Below are 25,923 nucleotides of genomic sequence, written 5' to 3' on the forward strand. Positions count from 1 at the left end.
TTAGGATGCCGAGCAGGGGACCGGAGCTCCACCACCTCAGAGGAAGGGGCGGACCGCTACCCGGAAGCTCGTGTCGAGGAGACAGAAATGTCGACGAACCACCCCGACCCCGAAGCCACCGGTGCGGACACCCCGCACCTGGACTTCGCGGGAACGACTCCGTACGAGGACTACGTCCAGGCGGATGTCCTGACCCACCTCCAGCACCTGCGCTCGGACGACCCCGGCGAGATGGTCTTCCTGGTCACCACCCAGGTCATGGAGCTGTGGTTCACCGTCATCGTCCATGAGTGGGAGACCGCGGCGCACGCCCTGCGCGAGGACCGCATACCGGTCGCGCGGGACGCCCTGAAGCGCTCGCTTCGGGAGCTGGAGGCCCTGAACGCCTCCTGGAAGCCGCTGGCGGGCCTCACCCCCGCCCAGTTCAACTCCTACCGGGGATCGCTCGGCGAGGGCTCCGGCTTCCAGTCGGCGATGTACCGCCGGATGGAGTTCCTGCTGGGCGACAAGTCCGCGTCCATGCTCGTGCCGCACCGGGGCGCGCCCCGGGTCCACGCCGAGCTGGAGAAGGCGCTCCACGAGCCCGGTCTGTACGACGAGACGCTCGCACTGCTGGCCAGGCGCGGTTACCCCGTCCCGCAGTCGGTGCTCGGGCGCGACCTGTCGCAGAAGTACGAGCCGTCCCCCGCGGTCGAGGCCGTCTGGGCGGAGATCTACGCCGCCCCGGACCAGAACGACGAGCTCGTGCGGCTCGGCGAGGTGCTGACCGACGTCGGCGAGCTGGTGTGGCGCTGGCGCAACGACCACCTGACCGCCACCCGGCGGGCCATGGGGTCGAAGACCGGAACCGGCGGATCGGCCGGGGTCGCCTGGCTGGAGAAGCGGGCCACCAAGAGCGTGTTCCCCGAGCTGTGGACGGCGCGTAGCCATGTCTGACTTCAAGGAGCGCGCCGAGGCGCTCGACGCCGCCGACGAACTGGCCGCACTGCGCGAGCTGTTCACCCTCGACGACACCGTCTACCTCGACGGCAACTCACTGGGCGCGCTGCCCCGTCATGTGCCGGCGCGCATGCAGGAGGTCCTGACCCGCGAGTGGGGCGCGCTGCGCATCCGCTCCTGGGGCGAGAGCGGCTGGTGGACCGCGCCCGAGCGGATCGGCGACCGGATCGCCCCGCTGGTCGGGGCGGCCGCCGGGCAGATCGTGGTGGGCGACTCCACCAGTGTGAACGTCTTCAAGGCCGTCGTCGCCGCCACCCGGCTCGCGGGCGACGGGCGCGACGAGATCCTCGTCGACGCGACGACCTTCCCCACGGACGGTTACATCGCGGGGTCGGCGGCCCGCATGACGGGGCACCGTGTCGTCCCGGTCGCCCCGTCCGACGTACCGGCGGCCCTCGGGCCGCGCACGGCGGCGGTCCTCCTGAACCACGTCGACTACCGCACGGGCAGGCTCCACGACCTGCCCGGTCTGACCGCCGCCGCCCACGACGCGGGCGCTCTCGCCGTCTGGGACCTGTGCCACAGCGCGGGCGCCCTGCCGGTCGGCCTCGACGCGCACGGCGTCGACCTGGCCGTCGGCTGCACGTACAAGTACCTCAACGGGGGCCCCGGTTCACCGGCCTACCTGTACGTCGCCGAGCGCCACCAGGAGGCCTTCGACTCACCGCTGCCAGGGTGGACCTCGCACGCCGACCCCTTCGCGATGACCCCCGGCTACGCCCCCGCCGAGGGGTCCGTACGGGGCCGGGTCGGCACCCCGGACATCCTGTCCATGCTGGCCCTGGAGTCGGCGCTGGACGTGTGGGACGGCGTTTCGGTGGAGGCCGTGCGGGCCAAGTCCCTCGCGCTGACGGACTTCTTCCTGGAGTGCGTCGCCGCCTACGCCCCCGAGGGGCGGGTCGCGCCCGTGACCCCGGTGCCCCACGCGGAACGTGGGAGCCAGGTCTCGCTGCGGTGCGAGGACGCCGAGGACGTGATGCGGGTGCTCATCGAGCGCGGCGTGGTCGGCGACCTGCGCCGCCCCGACGTCCTGCGCTTCGGTTTCACCCCGCTGTACGTCGGTTTCGCCGACGCGGAGAGGGCGGCGCGGATCCTCGCCGAGGTGCTGGCGGTCTGAGCGTCCCCCGCCGTGCGGGTCCGCACTCCGGGCCCGTGCGGCGGCGGTCCGCCGTACTGGTACCGTCCCCGCAGGTCAGTCCAGTTGGGCACAGGCGTAGGACGGTTGGAGCAGCATGTCGGATTCTGCCGCGCGTGATCGCGAAGCCGCCGAGACCGAGTCGGCGTTCGCCCATCCGGCGGTCGCCCCCGACGGGTCCGCGGCCTACGGAAGCCACCCCGACCAGGTGATCGACTTCTTCGCGCCGCGGGACGGCCGGTCCGGCGCTCCGCTCGTCGTGCTCCTGCACGGCGGTGCCTGGCGGGCGCCGTACGACCGGCAGCACGTCTCGCCGTTCGCGGACTTCCTCGCGCGGCGAGGATTCGCCGTGGCCAGCGTCGAGTACCGGCGCGGGAACGAGGGTGCGGCCGGGCAGGTCGCGGGCCGCTGGCCCGAGACGTTCGACGACGTGGCGGCGGCCCTGGACGCCCTGCCCGAGCTGGCGGCCCGGGAACTGCCGGGCGCCGACCTGCGCAAGACCGTGGTCACCGGGCACTCGGCCGGCGGGCAGCTTGCTCTGTGGGCCGCCGCGCGGCATGTGCTCCCGGAGGGCTCGCCCTGGCGGCTGCCCGCCGCACCGCCGCTGCGCGGGGTCGTCGCACTGGCGCCCATCGGTGACTTCGCGAGCGCGGTGGAGCTGGACGTCTGCTCGGGTGCGGTGCACCAGTTGCTCGGCGGCGCCGAGGTGTGCGAGGCGCGGAGCGCTCACGTCGATCCGGCCCTGCTGCTGCCGACCGGGATCGCGACGGCCGTCGTCCAGGGAGTGGAGGACCTGACCGTTCCGCAGGCCGTCACCGAGGCGTTCGTGGACGCCGCGGCGAAGGCCGGCGAGATGGTGGGGCTGACGCTGCTGGACGGAGTGGGGCACTTTCCGCTGATCGACCCCTCCGCGGACGCCTGCGCGGTGGTGGCCGAGGAGATCGCCCAGCTGGCCTGGTAGTACTTGCGACGGACGGCCAGGGATCCGCATCACTGGTGACGACCGGGGCACAGGTCGCCGCCTACCGTGGAAACGTGACCGAGACCAAGACCAGAAGCCCGGAGTTCCGGCTGGCCGCAGGCGCGATAGGCGGCCTGCGGCAGGACCTCTTCCACGACGTGTTCGCCTACCGCCCGCTCGGCCCGCTCGGCACGGACGGGCCGGTGATCCGCCGGCTGCCGAAGCCGGTCCGGATGCGGGCCGTCTGGTTTCCGCACGCGGTGGTGGGCGCGGTCGCGCTGCTGGCGCTGCTGGGAGGCGTCTTCGCGTCGAACACGTACTCCCCGTTCGGGATCGCGACGATCATCACCGCGTTCCTGCCGGCCGCCACGTTGCTCATGACCCTGCTCCGCCCCGTCCTCGCCTTCTGGGTGTCGATCGCCTCGGCCCCGGTGATGGCCGTCGTGGGCAGCGGGGAGTGGCCGTGGGCGCCGAACGCCTTCGTGTGCCACCTGGGCGTCCTGGTCGTCGCGGCGGCGCGGACCCGTCCGCGTACCGCGGCCTGGATGTGGGTGATCACCGTGGCCGCCGGCACCTTCATGGAGACCATCGGCCCCTGGAATCCCTCCTCGACCAACGGCGGCATGATCTTCACGTCCGCCATGGCGCTGCTCGTCGTGACGGTCGTGCAGACCCGCCGCGAGGCCGACCGCGAGGTGACCGTGCAGCGCACCGTCACCGCCGTCGAGCGGGACCGGCGCACGCTCCTGGAGGAGCGCACCACCATCGCCCGCGAACTGCACGACGTCGTCGCCCACCACATGTCCGTCGTCGCCATCCAGGCCGAGGCGGCCCCCTACCGGGTGGAGAATCCGCCGCCCGAGCTGGAGCAGGCCTTCGTCACCATCCGGGAGAACGCGGTCGCCGCCCTCACCGAGCTGCGCCGCGTCCTTGGCGTCGTCAGGGCGGAGGACTACGAGGCGCCGGACGCCCCGCAGCCCACGCTCGCGGCGCTCGACCGGCTGCTGGACAACGTCCGGGAGACGGGCCTGGAGACGGACAAGACCGTCACCGGCGCCGTCCGGGAGCTTCCGCAGGGCGTCGAGCTGTCGGCGTACCGGATCGTCCAGGAGGCACTGAGCAACACGCTCCGGCACGCGCCGGGCGCCACCGCCAAGGTGGAGATCGGCTATGTGCTCGGCGGGCTCGGGGTGCGTGTCGTCAACGGCCCCGCGCGGGGTCTGGTCAAGCCGTCCCCGGGTGCCGGGCACGGAATCACGGGGATGCGGGAGCGGGTCGCGATGCTGAACGGGGAGATGACGGCGGGGGCGTCCGGGGACGGCGGCTACGAGGTCGCCGTGTTCCTGCCCGTACCGGCTCAGCGCGACGGGAGTGAGGGCGCGTGAACGAGTCCCCGATCCGGGTACTGATCGTCGACGACCAGATGATGGTCCGCGAGGGCTTCTCCGTGCTGCTCAACGCGATGCCCGGCATCGAGGTCGCCGGCGAGGCCGTCGACGGTCGGCAGGCCGTCTCCCAGGTCGCCGCGCTACGGCCCGACGTGGTGCTGATGGACATCCGGATGCCGGAGCTCAACGGCATTGAGGCCACCCGGGAGATCGTCGCCGCCGACGCGGACGCCAAGGTGCTCGTCCTGACCACGTTCGACCTCGACGAGTACGTGTACCAGGCGTTGCGGGCCGGTGCCTCGGGCTTCCTCCTCAAGGACGCCTCGGCGCGGCAGCTCGCCGAGGGCGTGCGGGTGGTGGCGTCCGGCGAGGCGCTGCTCGCCCCGACGGTGACCCGGCGGCTGATCACCGAGTTCTCGAAGATCGCCGAGGCGCCGCGGCCGCCCGCCATGGCCAGGATCGGCGACCTCACCGAGCGGGAGACGGAGGTGCTCGTGCTGATCGCCCAGGGCCTGTCGAACCTGGAGATCGCCTCGCACCTGGTGGTGGCCGAATCGACGATCAAGACGCACGTCAGCCGCGTCCTGGTGAAGCTGGGGCTGCGGGACCGGACCCAGGCGGCCGTGTTCGCGTACGAGGCGAGGCTGGTCACGCCCGGATAGCGTCGGGCCCATGCACGTGTCCTTCGACCCCTGGTCCCCGGCGTTCGTCGCCGACCCGTACCCCGCCTACGCCGCGCTGCGCGCCACCGGCCGGGCGCACTACTTCGAGCCGACGCGGCAGTGGCTCGTCCCGCACTACTCCGACGTGTCCGGGCTGCTGCGCGACCGGCGGCTGGGGCGGACCTACCTGCACCGCTTCAGCCACGACGAGTTCGGCACCACCGCGCCGCCCGAGGCCCACGAGCCGTTCCACACGCTCAACGGGAACGGGATCCTCGACCTGGAGGCACCCGACCACACCCGGATCCGGCGGCTCGTCGCCAAGGCGTTCACGCCCCGCAGGGTCGAGGCGCTCGCCCCGACCGTGGAGCGGCTGGCCGCCGGGCTCGTCGACGACTTCGTCGGGGCGGGAGGCGGCGACCTGCTGAGCGCGGTCGCGGAGCCGCTCCCGGTGGCCGTCATCGCCGAGATGCTGGGCGTCCCGGCGGCCGACCGGGGGCTTCTGCGGCCGTGGTCGGCCGCGATCTGCGGGATGTTCGAGCTGAACCCGCCGGAGGAGACCGCCGAGGCCGCCGTGCGGGCGTCCGTCGAGTTCTCCGCGTATCTGCGGGAGCTGATCGCCGCGCGGCGCGCGGACCCGGGGACGGACCTGATCTCCGGGCTCATCGCCGCCCACGACGACGAGGACCGGCTGACCGAGCAGGAGATCGTCTCCACCTGCGTGCTGCTGCTCAACGCCGGCCACGAGGCGACCGTCAACGCCACGGCCAACGGCTGGTGGACGCTCTTCCGGCACCCGGAGCAACTGGCCGCCCTGCGCGCGGACCACGGCATGCTGCCGCCCGCGGTGGAGGAGCTGCTGCGCTACGACACCCCGGTGCCCATGTTCGCGCGGTGGGTCCTGGACGACATCGAGATCGGCGGCACCGTCATCCCGCGCGGCTCACAGGTCGCCCTGCTCTTCGCGTCGGCCAACCGGGACGCGGAACGCTTCGCCGACGCGGAGACGCTGGACCTGTCCCGTCAGGACAACCCGCACATCTCCTTCGGCGCGGGCATCCACTACTGCCTGGGCGCGCCGCTGGCACGGGTGGAGATGGCCGCCTCGTTCGGGGAACTGCTCCGCAGGGCACCGGAGATGCGGCTGGTGGCGGAGCCCGAGTGGAATCCGGGCTATGTGATCCGGGGGCTGCGGGGGCTACAGGTCGAGATCTGAGGGACCCGCGCCGGGGGACCCGGACAGCCCTGCCCGGTCCGGGTCCTGCGGGTTCGCCCAGCCGTGCAGGGCCCATACGGACAGGGCGAGGACGCCCGCCGCGCACACCGCCGCGGTGAGGACCCGGAAGCGCGGTGCCCCGCGCCCGCGCAGCAGACGCAGGGCCAGCAGCCAGGCGGCCGGAGGGACCAGGGCTCCGGCGAGCAGGACGAGGGGCAGCTCCGTCCACAGGACGGAGAGGTCCTGGCCCTCCCCTTCGAAGCCCCTGCCCATGTGCACGCCGGTGCGCCGGGACGAACCCCAGACGTACAGGGCGGTGACCGCCCCGAGCGCCGCCGTCGCACACCCGCCGTACCCCGCCGCGTCCCTTTGCTCCATGCGTGGCAGGACGCCCGCGCGCATCGGCCGGTTCCCTACGTCATCCGCAGGTCACGGCGCCGGAATCCCTCCAGGCCGCACAGGAGGAGGGCGGCGGCGATCAGGGTGAGGGCGGCCAGGGGGGTCCAGTCCATGGAGGCCGCGGGCAGCTGTGGGACGTGTCCGAAGGGGGAAAGGTCGTGCGTCCAGCCGGGGAACCGCAGCAGTTGGCCCAGATGGCCGGTCACGAACGCGTACACAGGGACCGCCCACGCCGCCCTCGCCGCCCGGGGCAGCCAGCCGAACAGGACCGCGGCCGCCCCGGCGGTGACCCACAGCGCCGGCGCGTAGGCGAGTGCCGCACCCGTGAGGGAGAGCACCAGCCCGGGGTCTCCGGCGGAGGCCGCCCCCAGGACGCCGATGCCGAGTCCGCCGGCGAGCAGGAGTGCGGTGCCGCCCCCGAGCGCGACGGCCAGGTGGCTCCCCGCCCAGCGGGCGCGGGACAGACCGGTCGCCAGGAGCGGTTCGGCGCGGCCCGCGCTCTCCTCGGCCAGGGGGCGCAGGGCCGCCATGACGACGTACACGGAGGCCACGACGGCGAGGATCACCATGATCATCGAGGCGAACGACTCGACCGTGCTCGTGCCGCCGATCCTCCGGAGCGCGTCCTGGACCTGGTCGATGTTCCTCAGCATGTCGTCGGCCTCGCCGAGGATCGATCCGTACATCGCGCCCATCACGAAGAGGCCGGCACCGAATCCGGCGAGCACCGGGAGGTGCAGCCGCAGCGCGAATCCCAGCGGGCGGAGCAGGGCGGCGGACGCCGTCGGACTGCCGGGCCGGCCGGCGCGGAGCCCCGCGCCCACGTCGCGCCGTGTCGACAGGGCGAATCCGGTCCCGGCGCAGAGCGCCGCGATCGCCGCGCAGAGCAGCAGCGGCCACCAGCGGTCGCCCGCATAGGGGTAGGTGCGCTGGGCCCATCCGATCGGGGAGAGCCAGGAGAGCGCCTCGCCGTCGCCCGCGTCGCCGACGGCGCGCAGGATGTAGGCGAGCCCGATGACGGCGAGCGCCATGCCGGACGCGCCCCGGGTGTGGGCGGTGATCTGCGTGGTGATCGCGGCGACACCCGCGAAGACGAGGCCGACCGCCGCGTGCGCGAGGCCGTAGAGCAGCGCGCTCCCGGCGCCGCCCGGGGCCAGGTCCATGGCCCCGAGTCCGGCTGCCAGCAGGACGGCGAGTGCGAGATCGGCGATCACCGCGACCCAGAGCGCGGCGGCCAGGTGCGCGTGGCGTCCGACGACGGTGGAGCGGACCAGCTCGGCGCGGTGGGTCTCCTCCTCGTCGCGGGTGTGACGGGTGATGACCAGGACGCTCATGAGCCCGACCAGTACGGCGACGAAGCCGAGAAGCTGGTGGCCCAGCATCGAGCCGTAGGTGTAGTCGTCCAGATAGTGCCGGGGCCCGGTCATGGCGAGCCCGGCGGGGCTGTCCATGGTGGTGACGACGGAGGCGCGGGCCTCCGGGCCGGAGTAGAGCGACCTGAACTTGTCGGCGGTGGACAGCGTGCCGACGAGCAGCGCGAGGATCCACGCGGGAAGGCGGACACGGTCCCTGCGCAGGTTGAACCGGACCAGGGCGCCGGTGCCCGTCAGCGCCACCGGCACGGCGAAGCCCCGGGCCGCGGGCGTGCGGGTGGCGGACGCGGCGCTCATCGCGCGCCCTCGCGGGAGGGGCCGTGGCCGTCGGCGGCGAGTTCGCCGCCGTAGTGGCGGAGCATGAGCTCCTCCAGGGTCGGCGGGTGGCTGATCAGACCGCGTACGCCGAACTCGGCGAGCCTGCGGACCGCGGCGTCGAGGTGGCCGCCGTCCACGGCGAACCGGACTCTGTCCCCGCTCCCGGTGCCGTCGTCGACGACCTCCACGGAGTGCACGCCCGGCAGCATGTCGAGCCCGGTGGCCGGCCGGTCGGTCTCGGCCTCGATCGTCGTACGCGTCAGATGCCGCATCTCGCTCAGCGACCCGGTCTGCACCGTCCTGCCGAGCCGGATGATGCTGATCCGGTCGGCCAGCTTCTCCACCTGGGCCAGGACGTGGCTGGAGAGCAGGACAGTCCTGCCCGCGGCCTTCGCCTCCAGGACGACGTCCTGGAAGACCACCTCCATGAGGGGGTCGAGCCCGGCGGTCGGCTCGTCCAGGAGGAGCAGCTCGGCGTCGGAGGCCAGGGCGGCGACGATGGCCACCTTCTGCCGGTTGCCCTTGGAGTAGGCCCGGCCCTTCTTCGTCGGGTCGAGGCCGAAGCGCTCCAACAGCTCGTCGCGGCGCCGCTTGTCGGCCCCGCCGCGCAGGCGGGAGAGCAGGTCGATGGCCTCACCGCCGGTGAGGCCCGGCCACAGCTCCACGTCACCGGGCACGTAGGCCAGGCGCCGGTGCAGCTCGACGGAGTCGTGCCACGGGTCCTTCCCGAGCAGGTGTGCCGAGCCCGCATCAGGGCGCAGCAGCCCCAGCAGGATCCGGATGGTGGTGGACTTCCCGGCTCCGTTGGGCCCGAGGAAGCCGTGCACCTCGCCCGCTTCGACGGCGAGGTCGAGGCCGTCCAGCGCCTGCGTCCGCCCGAACGCCTTGTGCAGTCCGGCGACGGTGATTGCCTTCGTCATAATTCTGAAAGTACGTGGATTTCACAAAATTGTGAAGTTAAGGAAGCGTATAAAGTTGGGCAGATGAGTGCAGCAGGGGAAGCGGTGGAGGTCATGGCCGGCGGGACCGAGCGACCCGGGACGACGGGGGAGGGCGGCGCGGAGCGTGACGAGGACGCGGTGTCGCGTTTCGTCGAGCGCTTCGCGGCCGAGATGACGGAAGCGGGGATGCAGCGGATGGCCTCGCGCGTCTTCGCCGCGCTCCTCGCCGACGACGACGGCTCCATGACCTCGGCGGAGCTCGGCCGCCGGCTGCAGATCAGCCCGGCCGCGGTCTCGGGCGCGGTCAACTACCTCACCCAGGTCAGCATGGTCGGCCGTGAACGCGACCCCGGCTCACGCCGCGACCGCTACCGCCTGCACAACGACATCTGGTACGCCTCCTTCGCGAGCCGCGACCAGGTGCTGACCCGCTGGGAGCGCACCCTGCGGGAGGGGGCCGGCCTGCTGGGCGAGGACACCCCGGCCGGTGCCCGGCTCGTGGAGACGGCGGAGTTCTTCGCCTTCCTGCAGACGGAACTGCTCGGCATCCTCGACCGGTGGCGCGAGAGCCGCAGGGCGGTGGACCGAGACGGAGGGGCGCCGGACGGACACCGCGGGAGCGGCGGCCGGCGCCCGTGAGGCCCGTGGCGGCGGGGGACCGGTGGGGTCCGCGGCGGCGGGACCCGTGGGGCCGGGCCGGCGGGACCCGCCGGGCCGCCGCGGACCGGTCCGGCCCGCCCCGGGTCAACGCCCCGGTCCCGTAGGGAGCACCAGTCCCCACGCACCCGCCCGCACGGTCCAGGTCCGGGTCCTGACGGGGCCCCCGACCTGTATGTCCGCGCGGTAGCGGAAGTCCGGCCCGGCCACCGTGACCGCCTTGGCCTCTGCCGTGTGCGTCTCGCCGGAGGCCGTGTGGATGACCACGTCGGCCAGGCCGCCGTCGCCCTGGGCGGCCACCGAGACGTCCTCCACAGGCCGGTCCAGGTCGTTGAGCAGGACTCCGTCCGCCTCGACCCGAAGCCGGTGGGTGCGGGAGAGGCCCGCGGGGGTGGGCGGAGCGGGACGGACCAGGGAGGCCACGAGGCTGCGACAGGTGTCCCAGACCGTGTGGGGCGGGCCCGGCGAGGGTCTGGCCGCGGGTATGCGCAGCTCTCCCAGGACCACTCCGTCGCTGTCGTCGACGAGCAGGTCCAGCCGGCGCGCGGTCCCGTCGAGCGCCGTACGCGCGGCGGCGACCGCGCCCCGGGGCACGCCGAGGGCATGGGCGAGTTCCAGTGTGTGCGCGGCACCCACCGGGATCAGGGAGAGCGCGCTGTCCGAGAGCTCCCGCTCCCGGTGGAGCTGGGACACCGCGCGCAGCAGCGCGTGGTCGTCACCCACGACGACCGGACGCCTGGAGCCCCGCCGAGACAGGGCCCTGGCGAACTCGTCGGGGCCGTCCGGAAGGCAGATCTTGGCGTGCGCTCCGGCGCTCAGCACGTCCTTCGCGATGCGCACGGACTCGCCGTCGTAGCGGCGGGCAAGGGGGTCGATGAGCACGAGTAGCTGGTGGTCGCCGTCGCCGGGGGGCTCTGCAGCCGACACCTCGGTCCTTCCTCGGGTAGCATCTTGGTGCAAGAGCCCCTTGCGCTATTGCGCCAGGGGCTTCGTCTATTCCGGGGCACCCGGTTCGACGGCTCAGGCTTTGCCGTACATCGTCGTGCGGCAGGTACGACCTTTACGTACGCCCCCTGACCTTGGACATGCCCCGCCCGGAAGGGGTGTACGCCTGTGCCCGCACTTGTGCTGCTCGGTGCTCAGTGGGGTGACGAGGGCAAGGGGAAGGCCACCGACCTCCTCGGTGGATCCGTTGACTATGTGGTGCGATACCAGGGCGGCAACAATGCCGGCCACACGGTCGTCGTAGGCGACCAGAAGTACGCACTGCATCTCCTCCCCTCCGGAATCCTGTCGCCGGGTTGTACCCCGGTCATCGGGAACGGTGTCGTCGTCGACCCGGCGGTCCTGCTCTCCGAGCTGAGCGGTCTGAACGAGCGAGGCGTCGACACGTCCAAGCTCCTGATCAGCGGCAACGCTCATTTGATCACTCCGTACAACGTCACCGTCGACAAGGTGACGGAACGCTTCCTCGGGAAGCGCAAGATCGGCACGACCGGGCGCGGCATCGGCCCGACGTACGCCGACAAGATCAACCGGGTGGGCATCCGCGTCCAGGACCTCTACGACGAGTCGATCCTGGAGCAGAAGGTCGAGGCGGCGCTGGAGCAGAAGAACCAGCTCCTGGCCAAGGTCTTCAACCGGCGTGCGATCGAGTCGGAGAAGATCGTCGAGGAGATGCTCCAGTACGCGGAGCAGATCAAGCCGTACGTCGCCGACACGACGCTGATCCTGAACAACGCCATCGACGAGGGCAAGGTCGTCCTCTTCGAGGGCGGCCAGGGCACACTGCTGGACGTCGACCACGGCACGTACCCCTTCGTCACCTCGTCGAACCCGACCGCGGGCGGCGCCTGCACCGGCGCCGGCGTGGGCCCGACGAAGATCAGTCGGGTCATCGGCATCCTCAAGGCCTACACCACCCGCGTCGGTGCCGGCCCCTTCCCGACGGAACTTCTCGACGAGGACGGCGAGGCGCTGCGCCGGATCGGCGGCGAGCGCGGTGTCACCACCGGCCGTGACCGCCGCTGCGGCTGGTTCGACGCCCCGATCGCGCGGTACGCGACCCGGGTCAACGGCCTCACCGACTTCTTCCTCACCAAGCTGGACGTGCTGACCGGCTGGGAGCAGATCCCGGTGTGCGTGGCGTACGAGATCGACGGCAAGCGCGTCGAGGAGCTCCCGTACAACCAGACCGACTTCCACCACGCGAAGCCGATCTACGAGAACCTGCCGGGCTGGTCCGAGGACATCACCAAGGCCAAGACCTTCGGCGACCTGCCGAAGAACGCGCAGGCCTACGTGAAGGCGCTGGAGGAGATGTCCTGCGCCCCGATCTCCGCGATCGGTGTCGGCCCCGGCCGTACCGAGACCATCGAGATCAACTCCTTCCTGTAGGAGACCGCGCGACGGCGGCCGTACCTTCCACGGAGGAAGGTCCGGCCGCCGTCGCGTCTCCGGGCGGAGGTGGCGCCGTCAGGGGAGCTGCCGGAGGAAGGCGAACACGAACAGGGATCCGGCGGCGCAGCACACCAGCACTGCCGGCGGGACCCAGCGGGCCCTGAGCTCTCCGCGCAGGGGCGCCGTCAGCCGGTGCTGGAGCCCGGCGACGCCCCACAGCGCGGCGATCGCGGCGAGGGAGCTGGGGACGGAGACCGCGAAGTGGGCCAGCCACGCGCCCGCCTTGCCCGGGCCGCCCCAGGAGTGGTCGTAGGGGCCCTGGTCCACGAGTCCGTAGAACGGCCCCCGGGCCACCGCCATCAGCAGCAGGCCGGCGAGGACCAGGGAGAGCGTGCCCAGCAGCACGGTCGCCGTGGCGTGGGCGGCCACCCGCACCGCTCCGGGACGCGGGGCCGGCGGGCCCGCCCCCAGGAGAACGCCCGCGGGACCACCGCGGCCCGCGACGGTCAGGGCGAGGGCGGCGACGCCGCGCGGCAGCAGGGTGACCGCGTCCCGCACGCGCCGCACGCAGCGGAGAGCGGCCTGGGTGCGTGGGGCGGCGGACCGGGGGCGGGAGGGGCTCGTCCGTGGGATGTCCATGGGTGCGGAGGCTAGGAGCAGGTGCGGGCCCCGGACGAGATACCAGGGTGCTGTTCCCACCCCCTACCCCGGTAGGGCCCAGCGCTCCCCGCAGAGCCGCATGCCCCTCGGCGTCGCGCAGGGCAGATGGCCGTTGGTGCGCATGATCTCCTCGCCGTAGTTGTCCAGGTAGTTGAGGAAGCCGGCCACCAGGGAGTTCGCGGGCGGCGATCCGTAGGTGTAGGCGTACTCGATCTCGCGGTACGGGTAGCTGCTGGTGCCGATCGTGTCCACGGACGGGGTGACGCCGTCGATGGCGGTCCGGTGCGCCCCCTCGGGCACCGACCCGCCCCGCAGTTCGGTGTAGCCGATGGCCCCGTCCAGCCTGGCGACCTCGGCCAGGACCTGGTCCGTGCCGTCGAGTTCGCAGCGGAGGACCGGGGCGTCGTCGTAGTCCCTGGTGGTGCAGTCGCGCGAGGACGTGGCGGGCTCGTTGGCGTCCAGGACGCGCCGCTGGAACACCTCGCGGGTGCCGGAGTTGGCGTTCCGGCTGACGAGGCGGATCTCCAGGTCGGGGCCGTCCTCGGCGATCTCGTTCCAGTTGCTGATGTCGCCGCGGTAGATCCGCCTGATCTGGTCGAGGGAGAGGTCCTCCACCGGTACCGAGTCGTTGACGACGAGGGAGAACAGCGAGATCGCGACCTGCTTCCCGTGCAGCTCGGTCAGAGCGGCCGGCCTCGGGCCGTCGGAGAGGGCCACCACGGAGGGGGACCCGTCGGATCCGGCCTTGCCGCCCTCGGCGTCGAGCTTCCGGACACCGGCGTTGCTGCCGTGGAGGTCCAGGCGGATCTCGGCTCCCTCGCACTCGTCCTCGTACTTCTCCTTCAGCTCCTGCACGACCGGTCTGAACGCGGTGGAGCCGGTGACCGTGAGGGTGCCCCGGGCGCAGTCCATCGGGGGCGGGGAGTCGTCCCGTACGACGATGATGCCGGCGAGCGTGACGACGCAGGTGGTGAGGGCCACGGTGATGATCCGGGACGCCCGGCCGAACAGCGGGGGCTTCTCGTCGGGGCGGGCGGCCGTGTTCCGCGCCACGACACCGTCCCGGATGCCCCCCGTGACCCTGATCGGGCCGCCGACGTGCGATCCGGTGAGCAGGACCAGGAGCTTGAAGTGCTCGTTGCGGTTGAGCGGGACGCGCGGCAGGCGGATGACCGATCCGTCGTGCCGCAGGCCGGCCGCCGGGGTGAAGTGGTCCATCAGGTGGTCGGCGTCCGGTGAATGGGTCACGGCTATCCCGCGGACCGTCCTCCCGGTGAACTCCGCCGTGAGCCCGTTGAGTTCGCCCCGACCGGTGTAGTCCTCGTCGACGATCGACTGCGAGCCGTCGTTCTCGATGCGGAGCAGGACGAGAGTGGCGTCCGCCATGTCGGGTGTCTCGTTGAAGAGTCCGAGCCGCACGTTGGCCCGGCCCTGGCTGACCTCGCTGCCTATGGGGGTGTCCATCTGCACGCGGTAGCCGATGCGCTTGCGGCGCGGCACGCGGCGTTCGTACCAGAGCACGCCCGCCGAGGTCGCGACGCCCAGGAGGGCGGTGAGGACGGCGATGACGTTCTCGGGGGTGAACAACTCCATGGTGCGCGCGCTCCCTCGTGGGTGCGGTGGGCCGGACGGCGTCACCGTACGACCGCGAACCGCATGGTGGGAGAGCCTCCGGTTTCCTTCCCGGGAAGTTCGTCTCGCGTTCAACCCGGCGGAGTGAGGCGGGAGTTGAGGCGCCCGTGGCGACGTCGAGTTCTGGTCTAGACCTTGACAGGTCCAGACCATCGACGCTTGAGTGGCGGTACCCCCCATGGCGGCGCACGCTCGGCGCGAGCGCCGCGCCGAAGGAGTGATCGCGTGTTCAAACGTGTCATGAGCCTGATAGCCGCGCTGGGCGCGGTCGTCGCGACGCTCGTCATTCTTCCCGCCACCACCGCCGCGGCCGCCGCCTGCGCCCCGGCCTGGAGCGCCTCCGCCGTCTACTGGGGCGGCGGCTCGGCCTCGTACAACGGGCACAACTGGTCCGCGAAGTGGTGGACCCAGAACGAGCGGCCCGGTTCGGCCGACGTCTGGGCCGACCAGGGCACCTGCGGGTCCGGCGGCACGGAGGAGCCGAACCCCTCGGGCTTCGTCGTCAGCGAGGCGCAGTTCAACCAGATGTTCCCGAACCGGAACTCCTTCTACACCTACAGCGGCCTGACCGCGGCCCTGAGCGCCTACCCCGGCTTCGCCAACACCGGCAGCGACACGGTGAAGAAGCAGGAGGCGGCGGCGTTCCTCGCCAACGTGAACCACGAGACCGGCGGTCTGGTGCACATCGTGGAGCAGAACACCGCGAACTACCCGCACTACTGCGACACCAGTCAGTCGTACGGCTGTCCGGCCGGCCAGGCCGCCTACTACGGCCGCGGCCCGATCCAGCTCAGCTGGAACTTCAACTACAAGGCCGCCGGTGACGCCCTCGGCATCGACCTGCTCGGCAACCCCTGGCAGGTGGAGCAGAACGCGTCCGTGGCCTGGAAGACCGGTCTCTGGTACTGGAACACGCAGTCCGGCCCCGGCACCATGACGCCGCACAACGCCATGGTCAACGGCGCCGGCTTCGGCGAGACCATCCGCTCGATCAACGGCAGCATCGAGTGCAACGGCGGCAACCCCGCCCAGGTGCAGAGCCGCGTCGACAAGTACAAGGCGTTCGTCCAGATCCTCGGTACGACGCCCGGCTCGAACCTGAGCTGCTGAGCCCGGCCCCACCCCGGGGAGCGGGGGCGCGTCCGGCACACGGCCGGGCGCGCCCCCGATTCGTGTTCCCGGGGGACCGGTTGGCAGGATCGCGCACCATGAGCACGGACAGCGACAGCACACCGCCCCCGACCACCGAGGCCTGCCTCGCCCTGATCGACGACATCCTCGCCCTGCCCTATCCCGCGGGCGAGGAGAGCGAGGACAACGGCGGGCGGAGCAGCGGGCCCGGGCACCACCTGCTGATCCTGCGGGCCAGTCAGGACTTCTGGGACGACAGGTCTCCGGAGACCGTGGAACCCGCCGAGCAGGAGATCGAGGCCGAATTCAGCGTCCTGGCGACCGCCCTGAGCGAGCGGTGGGGCGAGCCTGAGACCGTGGACCTCTGGCCTTACCTGGAGCGGGAGGACGCGGACGCCGCTCCGGAGCCGATGGGGCAGCTCTGCAACCTGGCGGGCAGCATGCAGGTCTGGCGCGTGCCCGGCAGCACGCGGTGGCTCGGTCTGGCCGTGGGGCAGGCCGACCCGGAATTCCCCATCTGGCTGCTCGCCGCCGTCGGCGAGACGGCGACGCTGCCGGGCTGAGTGCCCGCGCCGGACCGGGACGGTCGGAGCAGGCCGACATCATCATGCCGGAACGGCGCCGGCATCCTCGGCCGGAGCGGCGTCCCCGTCATCGGTCGGAGAGGCGCACTCGACATCGGTCGGAGAGGCGCCGGCATCCTCGGCCGGAGCGGCGTCCCCGTCATCGGTCAGAGCAGCGCCGGCTTCACGGACATCAGCAGGTGCTGGTGGGAGGGTGTCCCGGCATCCTCCCCGCCAGTGATCATGGCGCGCTGGCCCGGGCCCATCAGCTCCATCCGGACAGCCGCGCCCTCGAAGGAGGCCAGGGCCTCCAGCAGGTACGTGGGGCTGAACGCCACCGTCATCTCCTCGATGCCCTCCGAGGCCGCAGGAAGCCGCTGTGAGGCCACGTCGTCCTCGAATCCCGCCAGGAGCAGCACCGAGCCGTCCGGCCCGGGGGTGAAGGTCAGCTGGAGCGGACTGCCGCCGTCCGCCACGACGGAGACCCGCTTCACGGCTTCCACCATGCGGGCGCGGTCCAGCACCACGACCGCGGGGTCCGTCAGGGCGAACAGCTTGTCGTGCCGGGGCAGCCGGCCGTCCAGCAGGCGCACGGTCGTACGCGTCCCGGCGTGCTCGAATCCCGCCGACCCTCCGTCCACCGCGACATCGACCTGACCCGCCCTGCCGAGCGACCGGGCGATCTCGGCCAGCCGACGGGCCGGCACCAGGACATCGGCCGCCACGTCGGAAGCGGTCCCCTTGAACGCCAGGGTGCGCACCGCGAAGCGGTACCGGTCGGTCGCCGCCAGCGTCATCGTGGAGCCGTCGAGCCCGAGGCGGATGCCGGTGAGCACGGGCAGGCTGTCGTCCCGCCCCGCGGCCACCGCCACCTGCGCGACCGCCGCGGCGAACTCGCCCGCGTCCACCGCTCCGCGGACCTCCGGCAGCGGGGGCTGGGTGGGGTAGTCGTCGAGAGGCAGGAGGGAGAGACCGAAGCTCGATCCGTCTCCCGTGACCGTGAGCCGAGAGCCCTCCACCGCGCACTCCACGGGCCCCTCGGGCAGCACCTTGCAGATGTCGAGCAGCCGGCGCCCCATGACGAGGGCCCTCCCGGTCCGGACGGTGTGTGCCTCCGCGTCGACCCGGGCGGAAGCCTCGAAGTCCAGCCCGGACACACGGAGACGGCCGGTGTCGGCCTCGAGGAGGAGACCGCCGAGGACCGGGACGGGCGAACGGGCGGGCAGCACCCGGGCCGCCCGGGAGACGGCATCGGTCAGTGCGCCACGCTCCATGCGGAATTCCACTGCGGGGGCCTCTCGTCCGGCGTACGACACGGTCGAGGACCAAGCTAGGCGGTGCCACTGACATCAGTCCCCGTGGCGGGCTCCGGTGGTCGCGCTCCGCCACCGTCCGACACGGGCTGCGGGGCGACGACAGCGACCACCCCCGTGAGCCGCTGCCGTCATGCCCTCGGACGTCCCCCGACGTCTTCGGGCCCCCGGGTCCGTGACGTCCTGACGTCCCCCGACGCCTCCGGAACGCCCCGGAACACCTTGGGGACTCTAGGTGCACCAGGCCGCCGGCCGGGAGGTTCAATTCGCACTGCGTGGACCGCGACGGGTATCAAACCGCACAGCCGGACCGGTACTCTGCACCCCGGTTCGGCGGAGAACGGAGGACACGTGCGCGCTCGGGAACGGGCCGACGACGTCCTGCTGATGTACCGGCTCGCCCGGACCGGCGGATCTCCCGAACTGCTCCGGCGGCTGGCGCGGCGGGCCGAGGGCTGGGCCGGGATCGTGGGCGGGGACGGAACGGTTCTCCAGGCCGTGGCCGGCAGCGTGCGGTGGCCCGCCCACGAGGCGGCGGACCTCGCCTCCGTGGCGGCACGAGAACTGACGGCGCGTGGAGCCGGCTCCTACACCCTCGACACCGACGAGCGCGCCGCCCTGCTGCTCCCCCTCGACCGGGCCGGCCCCGATCGGGCCCACCCCGGCCGCACCGCCCTCGGCCGGGCCACCTCCGACCGGGCGTCCGAGAGCCGCGGACCTGTCCTCGCCGTCGTCGCGCCCAAGCCGCTGCCCGCCGGGCTTGCCACGCTGATGGCCGACGCGGTGATGCCCTTGGCGCTGTCCTGGGCGTCGGAGAGCGTCGAGCGCAAGCGGCGCCGGGTGGACCTCGCGGAGTCCCGGGGACGCGAGGCGGTACTGCACCTCCTGATGACAGGTCAGCTCTCCATCGCCCACCAGGTGGCGGGCGCCCTGCGGCCGAGACTCCCCGACCCCGTACGCGTCTGCGTCGTCGAGTGCTCCGGCGGGCAGCGCGACCAGGTGGCCCGGATCTGCGCGGACGCCTCCGGCGGCCGGACGTGGATCGTGCGCTGTCCCGTCTACGCCCGCCATCTCATCCTGATCGTGCCGGCGGGCGAGGAGGCGGAGGAGCGGAGTCCGGAGGACGGCGGCACCCTGGGCCTGGCCGTCGCCGGGCTCGTGGACGACTGCGTCGTGGGGGTCAGCGAGGAGGTGCGGCTGCCTGACACGGCGACTGCCTACCAGCAGGCCTTCCACGCCCTCGCCGTCGCCCGCGGACTCCCGGGGCGCCACGCCCGGTTCGGAGCCGCCCCGGAGCCGGCGCTGGTCGTCGGGGCAGCCGGTGAGCGGTGGGCCGATGCCCTGCTCGCGCCCCTTCTCTCCCATCTGCCGCGCCGCTCGCGGGACCCGGGCAGCCAGGAGCTCTCGGCGACCCTCGCGTCCTGGCTGGCGTTCTCCTCCCACGCCACCCAGCACCTGAAGATCCACCGCAACACCCTGGCCGCGCGGCTGAAGCTCGTGGGCGAACTCCTCGGCCTGGACCTGAATCTGCTCGCGGACCAGGCGGCCGCCGACCTGGCCCTCAGGATCAGGGCCACTCCGGCGTTGCACCGCTCCCGCCCCGGGGGCGGCGAGGTGACCGAGGACCTCGACACGGTCCTGCGCACCCCCGGCGTCCAGGACTGGGCCGCCCAGCAGTTGCGGGTCCTCGCCCAGGCGGGGCCCACGGGAGCGGCGACCCTGCGGACGTGGCTGGGCTGCGAGGCCCAACTGAGCGCGACAGCGGCCGCGCTGGGCATCTCCGTACCCGGTGCGCGCAAGCGGCTCACCCGGCTCGAGGCACTGCTGTGCCGGTCGCTGCTGCGGACCCCGAGCGCGCGGTACGACCTGTGGCTCGCCTTCCGGGCGGTGGACCTCCAGGCGTGAGGCGTTGAGCCGGACCTCGTGGCGCGGGCCGCTCAGCGGGTCCTCGTGGCGCGGGCCGATCAGCCGGTCCTCGTGGCGCGGGCCGCTCAGCCGGTCCTCGTGTACGTCAGGCTCTGGCCGGTCCCCGTGATCTCGCGGCGCAGGGTCCCGTCCGGCCCCAGCGTCAGGACGGTGGCTTCCCCGGGGGTGCACGAGGACATCGGTTCGCCTTCCGTGACACGGGAAGGGCCGATGCGGACGGGCCCGCCGGGGGACGGCGCGCTCCGCAGTTCGGCCCGGAACACGCAGCGGTAGGAACCGCCCGTGTCGAGGGGGCCCTCGGCTGTCAGGGACAGCACGGTGTCGCCCACCTCGCCCTGCTGGACGACGAGCCGGCGTGTCGACGCCCCCGCACCGTCTCCGATGGTCCCGGACCAGCTGCCCAGGAAACCGGAAGGCACGGTGCCGTCGTCGGGGTTCGAACCGTCGGAGGCCGTGCCGTCCCGGGTGGCGCCGCCGGACGGGGAGACGGTGCCGGTCGATGACGCCGTGGAACCGTCCGACCCGCTCCGGACGAGGGTGTGGACGCCCCAGCCGGCCCCCACCGCGACGACCAGGGCGACGGCGGCCAGCAGCAGGGTGGAGCCGGCACCGCGGCGGCGTCCGGGCGCGGGCGCGAGGACGTGGCCCGCGGGAGGGCCGTACGGGGAGGTGGGCGCGTAGCCGTATCCGTGGGCCGGGGCGGGCTGCCGGGGGTAGCCGTACGCGGGCGGCGCCGGAGCGGGCGGGCCCGCCGGCGTGGGGTGGGCGCGCACGGTGCCGGGGGGAGGCCCCGGCACCGGAGGCTCCGGCCGGGCGGGCGCCGGCGGCAGGGGCGCGGACCGCGCCTGCCGTGTGCCCGTCCCCGGGGCTCCCCCTTCCGGGTGCTCGGGGGCGCGCTCCTCCGGGTCCTCGGAGTCCAGGAGTCCCACGGCGTGCCGCCCCAGCTCGGCGATCAGCGCTCCCGGCAGCCACGGCTCCGCCGTGTCCGTATCGCCCAGCCGCTCCAGGACGGTGTCCGTGGAGGGGCGTGCGTCCGGGGCCTTCGCCAGGCAGTCCTGGATCAGTTCGACCAGGTCGACGGGTACGCCGGTGAGGTCGGGGTCCTCCTGCGCGATCCGGAACATCAGGACGTGTGCCCCGCCGTCCGCCGCGCCGAACGGCAGCCGGCCCGTGGCCGCGTAGGCCAGTACGGAGCCGAGACAGAAGACGTCGCACGCGGTCGTCACCCGCTCGCCCCGGACCTGTTCGGGTGCCATGAATCCGGGTGAGCCGATCATCGCGCCGGTGCGGGTGAGGCCGCCGTCGGTGACGGTGTCCAGGGCCCGGGCGATCCCGAAGTCGATGACCCTGGGCCCGTCGATCGTCAGGAGGACGTTGGACGGCTTCAGGTCGCGGTGGATCAGCCCGGCGCCGTGGATGTCCTGGAGCGCCCCCGCGAGGCCCGCGCCCAGGATGCGGACGGAGCGCTCGGGGAGGGGGCCGTACGCCCCGGAGCCGGTCACCGGTGCGCCCGGACTCCCGGAGACGACACGGTGGAGCGAGGGGCCGGCGACGTAACCGGTGGCCACCCACGGCACCGCGGCGTCCACCCCGGCGTCCAGCACGGGTGCGGTCCAGGAACCGCCCACGCGCCGGGCGGCCTGCACCTCCGCGCGGAACCGGTCGCGGAAATGCTGCTGTTCGGCGAGGTCCGGACGTACCAGCTTGATCGCGACGGTGCGGCCGCGGTCCGAGCGGGCCAGGAACACCTGCCCCATCCCGCCGGCGCCGAGCCGTCCCAGCAGCCGGTAGCTGCCGATGCGTCGCGGATCGCCGGAGCCCAGCTTCTCCATGGTGCGCTTCCTCCCCCGTACGGCCGTCGCGGACCGTGGGTCGAGAATAGCGGCGGGCGGAATCCGCCGGCCGCCCTCAGCCCCCTGTGGATTCCGGTGGCCGGCCGGCCGGTGACAGCAGGGTGTCCATCGCGGCCGAGAGCCGCTCCAGCGCCTCGACGGTCCGCGCGAACTGCTCATCACCCAGCTCCCCGGCCAGCCGTGCCGCGAACTCCGCGTGGGCGGGACCGATCCGGCTCACCGCCTCCCGCCCGTCCTCGGTCGGCCGGAGCAGTTTGGCCCGCCGGTGGGCCGGGTTCACGGCGTACTCGGCGAGGCCCTGGTCCACCAGCAGGTCGGCGATCCGCTGCACGCTCTGCCGGGTGATCCCCATCGCGCGGGCCACTCCCGACACGGGAAGCGGCTCGGTCAGGACCGCTCCGAGGACCTGCCACCGGGCGGCCGTGAGCCCGGCCGGCCCGGCCAGTTCCTCGGCGACGGAGAGGAAGCGGCCGTTGAGCCGGAACACCCCGATCGCGGTGCGGCTGAGCCGGTCCGTGTTCTTGTCGTGCCTGTCGTGCCCGTGCCTGTCGTGCCCGTGCCCGGCATGCCCGTCGTGCCCGGTGCTCCCGGAGGTGTCCCCGCTCATCCTTCGAGCACCTCGTAGGCGCTCGCGTCCGAGTCGTGGAAGAGCCGGTACCAGGCGTCCAGTTTCTTCGGTCCGAACACACCGAGCAGTCCGAAGATCTCGCGGGCGAAGGCGACCGGCTCGGTCGGCCCCGCCGTGACGAGGGCGCCCGAGGACTCCCCGCCGGAGGACGTCACCGCGTCGGCTTCGACGTAGTGCTCGCCGCCCGCGTATCCCGTGGCGGCGAGATAGAAGGACACGGCACTCGTGTGGGGGCGGTCGTCGAGCAGTCCCTCCCGGGCCAGCCCCGCGGTCGCCCCGCAGATGGCGGCCACGGGCACACCCGCTTCCAGGAAGGCCCGCGCCGCACGGGCGAAGGGGGCGAGGGCGTCGCCGGTGTCCCAGAGGGAGGCGCCGGTGAGGAGGAGCAGCGCGCTGTCGCCGGGATCCAGCGCGTCGAGCGCGAGGTCGGGCTGTACGCGCACCCCGCCCATGGTGGTGACGGGCGCGGTGGTCGGGCCGACGGTGCGCACGCTGTGACCGTGCCGGGTGAGCTGGGCCGTGGCGAAGCCCGGCTCCCAGTCGGCGAAGGTGTCGTAGACGGCCAGGTGGACAGTGGTGCCGGTCATGATGACCTCCGGTGGCGAAGCACGGGACCCTATGACAGAAGACTGTCATGACGACAGTGTGCTGTCAATCGATGCCCGTTTCCGGGCGAGAACCCGACAGCATGCCGAGCCGGGCGGCCCATGCCGTACACAGTGGCCATGGAGACCGCCGGTCCGCGCCGCATACGCTCGCCGCATGAACTCAGATGCCCCCCGCGCCCCGTACGTCGACTCCGCAGCGGGCGCGGCCGTGAAGGCCGCCGACCGCGCGCACGTGTTCCACTCCTGGTCCGCCCAGGGCCTGATCGACCCGCTCGCCGTCGCGGGCGCCGAGGGGGCGCACTTCTGGGACTACGACGGCAACCGCTACCTGGACTTCACCAGCGGCCTCGTCTTCACGAACATCGGCTACCAGCACCCCGCCGTCGTCGCGGCGATCCAGGAACAGGCGGGCAGGCTGACCACTTTCGCCCCCGCCTTCGCCGTCGAGGCGCGCTCGGAGGCGGCGCGCCTCATCGCCGAGCGGACCCCCGGAGACCTGGACAAGATCTTCTTCACCAACGGCGGCGCCGAGGCCGTCGAGAACGCCGTACGCATGGCCCGGCTGCACACCGGCCGCCCCAAGGTGCTCTCCGCCTACCGCTCGTACCACGGCGCCACCGCCACCGCGATCAACCTCACGGGCGACCCGCGCCGCTGGGCCTCCGACACCGGCTCGGCGGGGGTCGTCCGCTTCTGGGCACCGTTCCTGTACCGCTCCCCGTTCTACGCGCGCTCCGAGGCCGAGGAGTGTGCCCGCGCGCTCCAGCACCTCGAGGACACGCTCGCCTTCGAGGGCCCGGCGACCGTCGCCGCGATCGTCCTGGAGACGATCCCCGGCACGGCGGGCGTCATGACGCCGCCGCCGGGCTACCTCGCGGGTGTCCGCGAGATCTGCGACAGGTACGGCGTCGTCTTCGTGCTGGACGAGGTGATGGCCGGGTTCGGACGCACCGGGAAGTGGTTCGCCGCCGACCACGACGGCATCGTGCCGGACCTGATGACCTTCGCGAAGGGCGTCAACTCCGGTTACGTGCCGCTCGGCGGTGTCGCCATCAGCGCCGAGATCGCCGCCACCTTCGAGACCCGCCCCTACCCGGGCGGACTCACCTACTCCGGCCACCCGCTCGCCTGCGCCGCCGCCGTCGCCACGATCAAGGCCATGGAGGAGGAGCGGATCGTCGAGGCCGCCGCGCACCTCGGCGAGCACGTGCTCGGCCCCGGGCTGCGCGAGCTCGCCGAGCGGCACCCGTCCGTCGGCGAGGTGCGGGGGCTCGGCGCGTTCTGGGCGCTGGAACTGGTCCGCGACAGGGAGACCCGCGAGCCCCTGGTCCCGTACAACGCGACCGGGGAGGCCAACGCGCCGATGGCGGCCTTCGGCGCGGCCTGCAAGCGGAACGGCCTCTGGCCCTTCATCAACATGAACCGCACCCACGTCGTCCCCGCCTGCAACATCACCGAGGCGGAGGCGAAGGAAGGGCTCGCCGCCCTCGACGCGGCCCTCTCCGTCGCCGACGAACACACCGTGTAGAGGGCACCGGACATGACACCTCCCCCGTGCCCGGAACCGGGCACACCCCTGGCTTAAGGTGACCCAAGCCGAGAACGGGAGGGGGCGTCATGGGCGCGAGCGGAGGTGTGACCCGCAGTACTCTGCGGCAGCAGATCGCCGACGCACTGCGTGACGAGGTGCTCGCGGGGCGTCTGCAGCCGCGGGTGGAGTTCACGGTCAAGCAGATCGCCGAGCAGTACGGCGTGTCCGCGACACCCGTCCGCGAAGCCCTCTTCGACCTCTCCGCACAGGGGCTGCTCGAATCCGACCAGCACCGCGGCTTCCGGGTCCGCGAGTTCAGCGTCGCGGACTACCGGTCGATGGTGGAGGCGCGCGCCCTGGTCATAGACGGGGTGTTCCGGGTCATCTTCGACGGGACCGGTTCCGCGCCCGCCGTGATCGGCGCCCACCGGGCCGCCCTCGTCTCCGTACGCCGCCGGGCCGAGGAGGCGGCGCGCGCGGCGCGCTGCGGCGACCTCGACATCCTCATCGGGTACGACCTGAGGTTCTGGCGGGAGCTCGGAACGGTCATCGGCAACACCTACATCAACGAATTCCTGCAACGGCTCCGGATGCAGGCATGGGCCTTCGCCGTCCCGTATCTGCGCGGGGACGGCGACGAGGTGCGTGACTGGCTCTGGAACGGCCACCAGGAGCTGGTCGAGGCGATCGAGGCCGTCGACGGGCCGGCCGTGCGCGCGGTGCTGGACGCCTACTACGCGCACGGGCTGAAGTGGGCGGACCGGCTGGCCGCCGGCGACCCCCCGCACCCGGGCCTCGGCTGACGGTCCCCCGGTCCACGGCCGGCCGTGCACCCGGGCCGTCGCTGACGGTGCCCGGCCCGCGGCCGGCTGCCTGGCCGTCCGTACCCTGTGCGCGGGGTCCCGGCCGCATTACGCTGTCCCGACCATCGCACGAACCCGTTGGAGAGCGAGACTTCGTGGCCTGTGACCTGTGGCTGGTCCCCCTCGTCGATGTGCTGTGCCACAGCCCCGACAACCCGTTCGCCGAAGAGATCGCCGTCTACGACAAGGCGTTGAGCGAGGCGGGGCTGCCGCCCGTGCCCGTCTACGCCTACATGCCAGGGCTCACCGGGGACGTCGCCCCGGTCGCCGGATTCGACTACGACGCCCTGCACTTCCTGCGCCGCGCCTACCTGCTCCAGCTGAGCGGTCTCGCCGTCACCCCGGTCGACGAACTGGGCGGGGACTACGAGCAGTTGCTGGAGATGTTCGAGCAGAGCGCGCAGGAATCGCACCTGGTCTGGCACTACGACCACGCCGGGGCGTACGTCCCGCTGGACTTCCCCCGCCCGCTCTCCGACGACCAGCTCCTGGAGGGCGGCGGCCCGCTGGGCTCCTCCCACGGACTGCTGAGGGAGCTGGAGTTCGTCGCCCCGTCCATCGGCATCGACCCGGCCAACCCGCCGGCCGCGCCGCTTCCACCCGCCGGCCCGACCTCCCTCGAGGAGCCGGCTGCTCCGGTCCCGTACGACGACAACCCCTTCGCCCGGGAGCGGCACGTCTGGCTGGGCCTGCACGCGGCGGCCACGCGCAGCCTCGCGCAGGGCTCGATGATCATTTTCAGCTGACGGCCGGCCGCGTCCGCCCC

General features: G+C 72.8%; 24 protein-coding genes. 14 read left to right on the forward strand and 10 right to left on the reverse strand.

Features of this window, described 5'->3' with window-relative positions; translation table 11 throughout:
• Positions 1-87 precede the first annotated feature (87 nt).
• The 6 genes from ACIRJR_RS03770 to ACIRJR_RS03795 all read left to right on the forward strand — a co-directional run bounded on the left by ACIRJR_RS03770 (position 88) and on the right by ACIRJR_RS03795 (position 6,361).
• Positions 88-936 carry a tryptophan 2,3-dioxygenase family protein gene (locus tag ACIRJR_RS03770; protein WP_403773234.1) on the forward strand — a complete coding sequence of 283 codons (849 nt, stop codon included), beginning with the start codon at positions 88-90 and terminating at the stop codon, positions 934-936.
• Positions 929-2,116, forward strand: a complete 1,188-nt coding sequence (gene kynU, locus ACIRJR_RS03775) for a kynureninase (RefSeq protein ID WP_403773237.1) — start codon at positions 929-931, stop codon at positions 2,114-2,116. Before ACIRJR_RS03770 ends, kynU begins: the two co-directional genes overlap by 8 nt.
• Positions 2,117-2,231: 115 nt before the next feature.
• Positions 2,232-3,095, forward strand: a complete 864-nt coding sequence (locus ACIRJR_RS03780) for an alpha/beta hydrolase (protein WP_403773240.1) — start codon at positions 2,232-2,234, stop codon at positions 3,093-3,095.
• Between the two features lie 74 nt (positions 3,096-3,169).
• Positions 3,170-4,480, forward strand: coding sequence for a sensor histidine kinase (locus tag ACIRJR_RS03785; RefSeq protein WP_403773243.1), 1,311 nt, complete (start codon positions 3,170-3,172; stop codon positions 4,478-4,480).
• Positions 4,477-5,145: a response regulator gene (locus tag ACIRJR_RS03790; RefSeq protein ID WP_403773246.1), complete on the forward strand. Its 669-nt coding sequence runs from the start codon at positions 4,477-4,479 to the stop codon at positions 5,143-5,145. Before ACIRJR_RS03785 ends, ACIRJR_RS03790 begins: the two co-directional genes overlap by 4 nt.
• A 10-nt stretch (positions 5,146-5,155) precedes the next feature.
• A complete protein-coding gene (locus tag ACIRJR_RS03795; protein WP_403773249.1) occupies positions 5,156-6,361 on the forward strand; it encodes a cytochrome P450 in 1,206 nt (401 codons plus the stop codon).
• Here ACIRJR_RS03795 and ACIRJR_RS03800 read toward each other — a convergent pair.
• From ACIRJR_RS03800 to ACIRJR_RS03810, 3 genes are read right to left on the reverse strand one after another with little or no spacing between them, the layout of a single operon-like run.
• Positions 6,344-6,739: a hypothetical protein gene (locus ACIRJR_RS03800; protein WP_403773252.1), complete on the reverse strand. Its 396-nt coding sequence runs from the start codon at positions 6,737-6,739 to the stop codon at positions 6,344-6,346. The two genes, ACIRJR_RS03795 and ACIRJR_RS03800, sit on opposite strands and share 18 nt — an antisense overlap.
• Before the next feature lie 35 nt (positions 6,740-6,774).
• Complete coding sequence (locus ACIRJR_RS03805; RefSeq protein ID WP_403773255.1) at positions 6,775-8,430, reverse strand: ABC transporter permease; 1,656 nt, start codon at positions 8,428-8,430, stop codon at positions 6,775-6,777.
• Positions 8,427-9,371, reverse strand: coding sequence for an ABC transporter ATP-binding protein (locus tag ACIRJR_RS03810; RefSeq protein ID WP_403773258.1), 945 nt, complete (start codon positions 9,369-9,371; stop codon positions 8,427-8,429). The genes ACIRJR_RS03805 and ACIRJR_RS03810 overlap by 4 nt, the downstream gene beginning before the upstream one ends.
• 93 nt (positions 9,372-9,464) lie before the next feature.
• Here ACIRJR_RS03810 and ACIRJR_RS03815 point away from each other — a divergent pair, with 93 nt between their 5' ends.
• Entirely contained in the window at positions 9,465-10,031 is a 567-nt protein-coding gene (locus tag ACIRJR_RS03815) for a GbsR/MarR family transcriptional regulator (protein ID WP_403773803.1), read from the forward strand.
• A 105-nt stretch (positions 10,032-10,136) separates the two neighbouring features.
• Here ACIRJR_RS03815 and ACIRJR_RS03820 read toward each other — a convergent pair whose 3' ends face one another.
• Positions 10,137-10,976, reverse strand: coding sequence for a diacylglycerol kinase (locus ACIRJR_RS03820; RefSeq protein WP_403773261.1), 840 nt, complete (start codon positions 10,974-10,976; stop codon positions 10,137-10,139).
• Between the two features lie 186 nt (positions 10,977-11,162).
• On the opposite strand from ACIRJR_RS03820, the gene ACIRJR_RS03825 reads away from it, so the two are divergent.
• Positions 11,163-12,446, forward strand: a complete 1,284-nt coding sequence (locus tag ACIRJR_RS03825; protein WP_403773264.1) for an adenylosuccinate synthase — start codon at positions 11,163-11,165, stop codon at positions 12,444-12,446.
• A gap of 78 nt (positions 12,447-12,524) precedes the next feature.
• Here ACIRJR_RS03825 and ACIRJR_RS03830 read toward each other — a convergent pair whose 3' ends face one another.
• The gene (locus tag ACIRJR_RS03830; RefSeq protein ID WP_403773267.1) at positions 12,525-13,088 is read right to left on the reverse strand and encodes a hypothetical protein; all 564 of its coding nucleotides are present in this window, start codon (positions 13,086-13,088) and stop codon (positions 12,525-12,527) included.
• Positions 13,089-13,151: 63 nt separating this feature from the next.
• A complete protein-coding gene (locus ACIRJR_RS03835) occupies positions 13,152-14,702 on the reverse strand; it encodes a PstS family phosphate ABC transporter substrate-binding protein (RefSeq protein WP_403773270.1) in 1,551 nt (516 codons plus the stop codon).
• Between the two features lie 264 nt (positions 14,703-14,966).
• Here ACIRJR_RS03835 and ACIRJR_RS03840 point away from each other — a divergent pair, with 264 nt between their 5' ends.
• Both ACIRJR_RS03840 and ACIRJR_RS03845 read left to right on the forward strand, forming a co-directional pair.
• The gene (locus ACIRJR_RS03840; RefSeq protein ID WP_403773273.1) at positions 14,967-15,851 is read left to right on the forward strand and encodes a glycoside hydrolase family 19 protein; all 885 of its coding nucleotides are present in this window, start codon (positions 14,967-14,969) and stop codon (positions 15,849-15,851) included.
• Positions 15,852-15,949: 98 nt separating this feature from the next.
• A complete protein-coding gene (locus tag ACIRJR_RS03845) occupies positions 15,950-16,435 on the forward strand; it encodes a hypothetical protein (RefSeq protein WP_403773276.1) in 486 nt (161 codons plus the stop codon).
• Positions 16,436-16,602: 167 nt separating this feature from the next.
• Here ACIRJR_RS03845 and dnaN read toward each other — a convergent pair whose 3' ends face one another.
• A complete protein-coding gene (dnaN, locus tag ACIRJR_RS03850; RefSeq protein WP_403773279.1) occupies positions 16,603-17,721 on the reverse strand; it encodes a DNA polymerase III subunit beta in 1,119 nt (372 codons plus the stop codon).
• A 414-nt stretch (positions 17,722-18,135) separates the two neighbouring features.
• Here dnaN and ACIRJR_RS03855 point away from each other — a divergent pair, with 414 nt between their 5' ends.
• Complete coding sequence (locus ACIRJR_RS03855; protein WP_403773806.1) at positions 18,136-19,653, forward strand: helix-turn-helix domain-containing protein; 1,518 nt, start codon at positions 18,136-18,138, stop codon at positions 19,651-19,653.
• A gap of 86 nt (positions 19,654-19,739) precedes the next feature.
• Here the strand turns inward: ACIRJR_RS03855 and ACIRJR_RS03860 are convergent, their stop codons facing one another.
• The 3 genes from ACIRJR_RS03860 to ACIRJR_RS03870 all read right to left on the reverse strand — a co-directional run bounded on the left by ACIRJR_RS03860 (position 19,740) and on the right by ACIRJR_RS03870 (position 22,742).
• Entirely contained in the window at positions 19,740-21,506 is a 1,767-nt protein-coding gene (locus ACIRJR_RS03860; protein ID WP_403773282.1) for a serine/threonine-protein kinase, read from the reverse strand.
• Between the two features lie 76 nt (positions 21,507-21,582).
• Positions 21,583-22,134: a MarR family winged helix-turn-helix transcriptional regulator gene (locus ACIRJR_RS03865; RefSeq protein ID WP_403773285.1), complete on the reverse strand. Its 552-nt coding sequence runs from the start codon at positions 22,132-22,134 to the stop codon at positions 21,583-21,585.
• Positions 22,131-22,742: a DJ-1/PfpI family protein gene (locus ACIRJR_RS03870; RefSeq protein ID WP_403773288.1), complete on the reverse strand. Its 612-nt coding sequence runs from the start codon at positions 22,740-22,742 to the stop codon at positions 22,131-22,133. Before ACIRJR_RS03870 ends, ACIRJR_RS03865 begins: the two co-directional genes overlap by 4 nt.
• Positions 22,743-22,917: 175 nt before the next feature.
• On the opposite strand from ACIRJR_RS03870, the gene ACIRJR_RS03875 reads away from it, so the two are divergent.
• The 3 genes from ACIRJR_RS03875 (at position 22,918) to ACIRJR_RS03885 (ending at position 25,903) form a co-directional block, all read left to right on the forward strand.
• Complete coding sequence (locus tag ACIRJR_RS03875; RefSeq protein ID WP_403773291.1) at positions 22,918-24,291, forward strand: aspartate aminotransferase family protein; 1,374 nt, start codon at positions 22,918-22,920, stop codon at positions 24,289-24,291.
• A gap of 89 nt (positions 24,292-24,380) precedes the next feature.
• The gene (locus ACIRJR_RS03880) at positions 24,381-25,097 is read left to right on the forward strand and encodes a GntR family transcriptional regulator (protein ID WP_403773294.1); all 717 of its coding nucleotides are present in this window, start codon (positions 24,381-24,383) and stop codon (positions 25,095-25,097) included.
• 155 nt (positions 25,098-25,252) lie between these two features.
• Positions 25,253-25,903, forward strand: a complete 651-nt coding sequence (locus ACIRJR_RS03885; protein WP_403773297.1) for a hypothetical protein — start codon at positions 25,253-25,255, stop codon at positions 25,901-25,903.
• Positions 25,904-25,923 lie beyond the last annotated feature (20 nt).

Origin of the sequence: Streptomyces sp. NPDC102402, from assembly GCF_044765765.1 — a bacterium.
Taxonomy (GTDB): Bacteria; Actinomycetota; Actinomycetes; order Streptomycetales; family Streptomycetaceae; genus Streptomyces.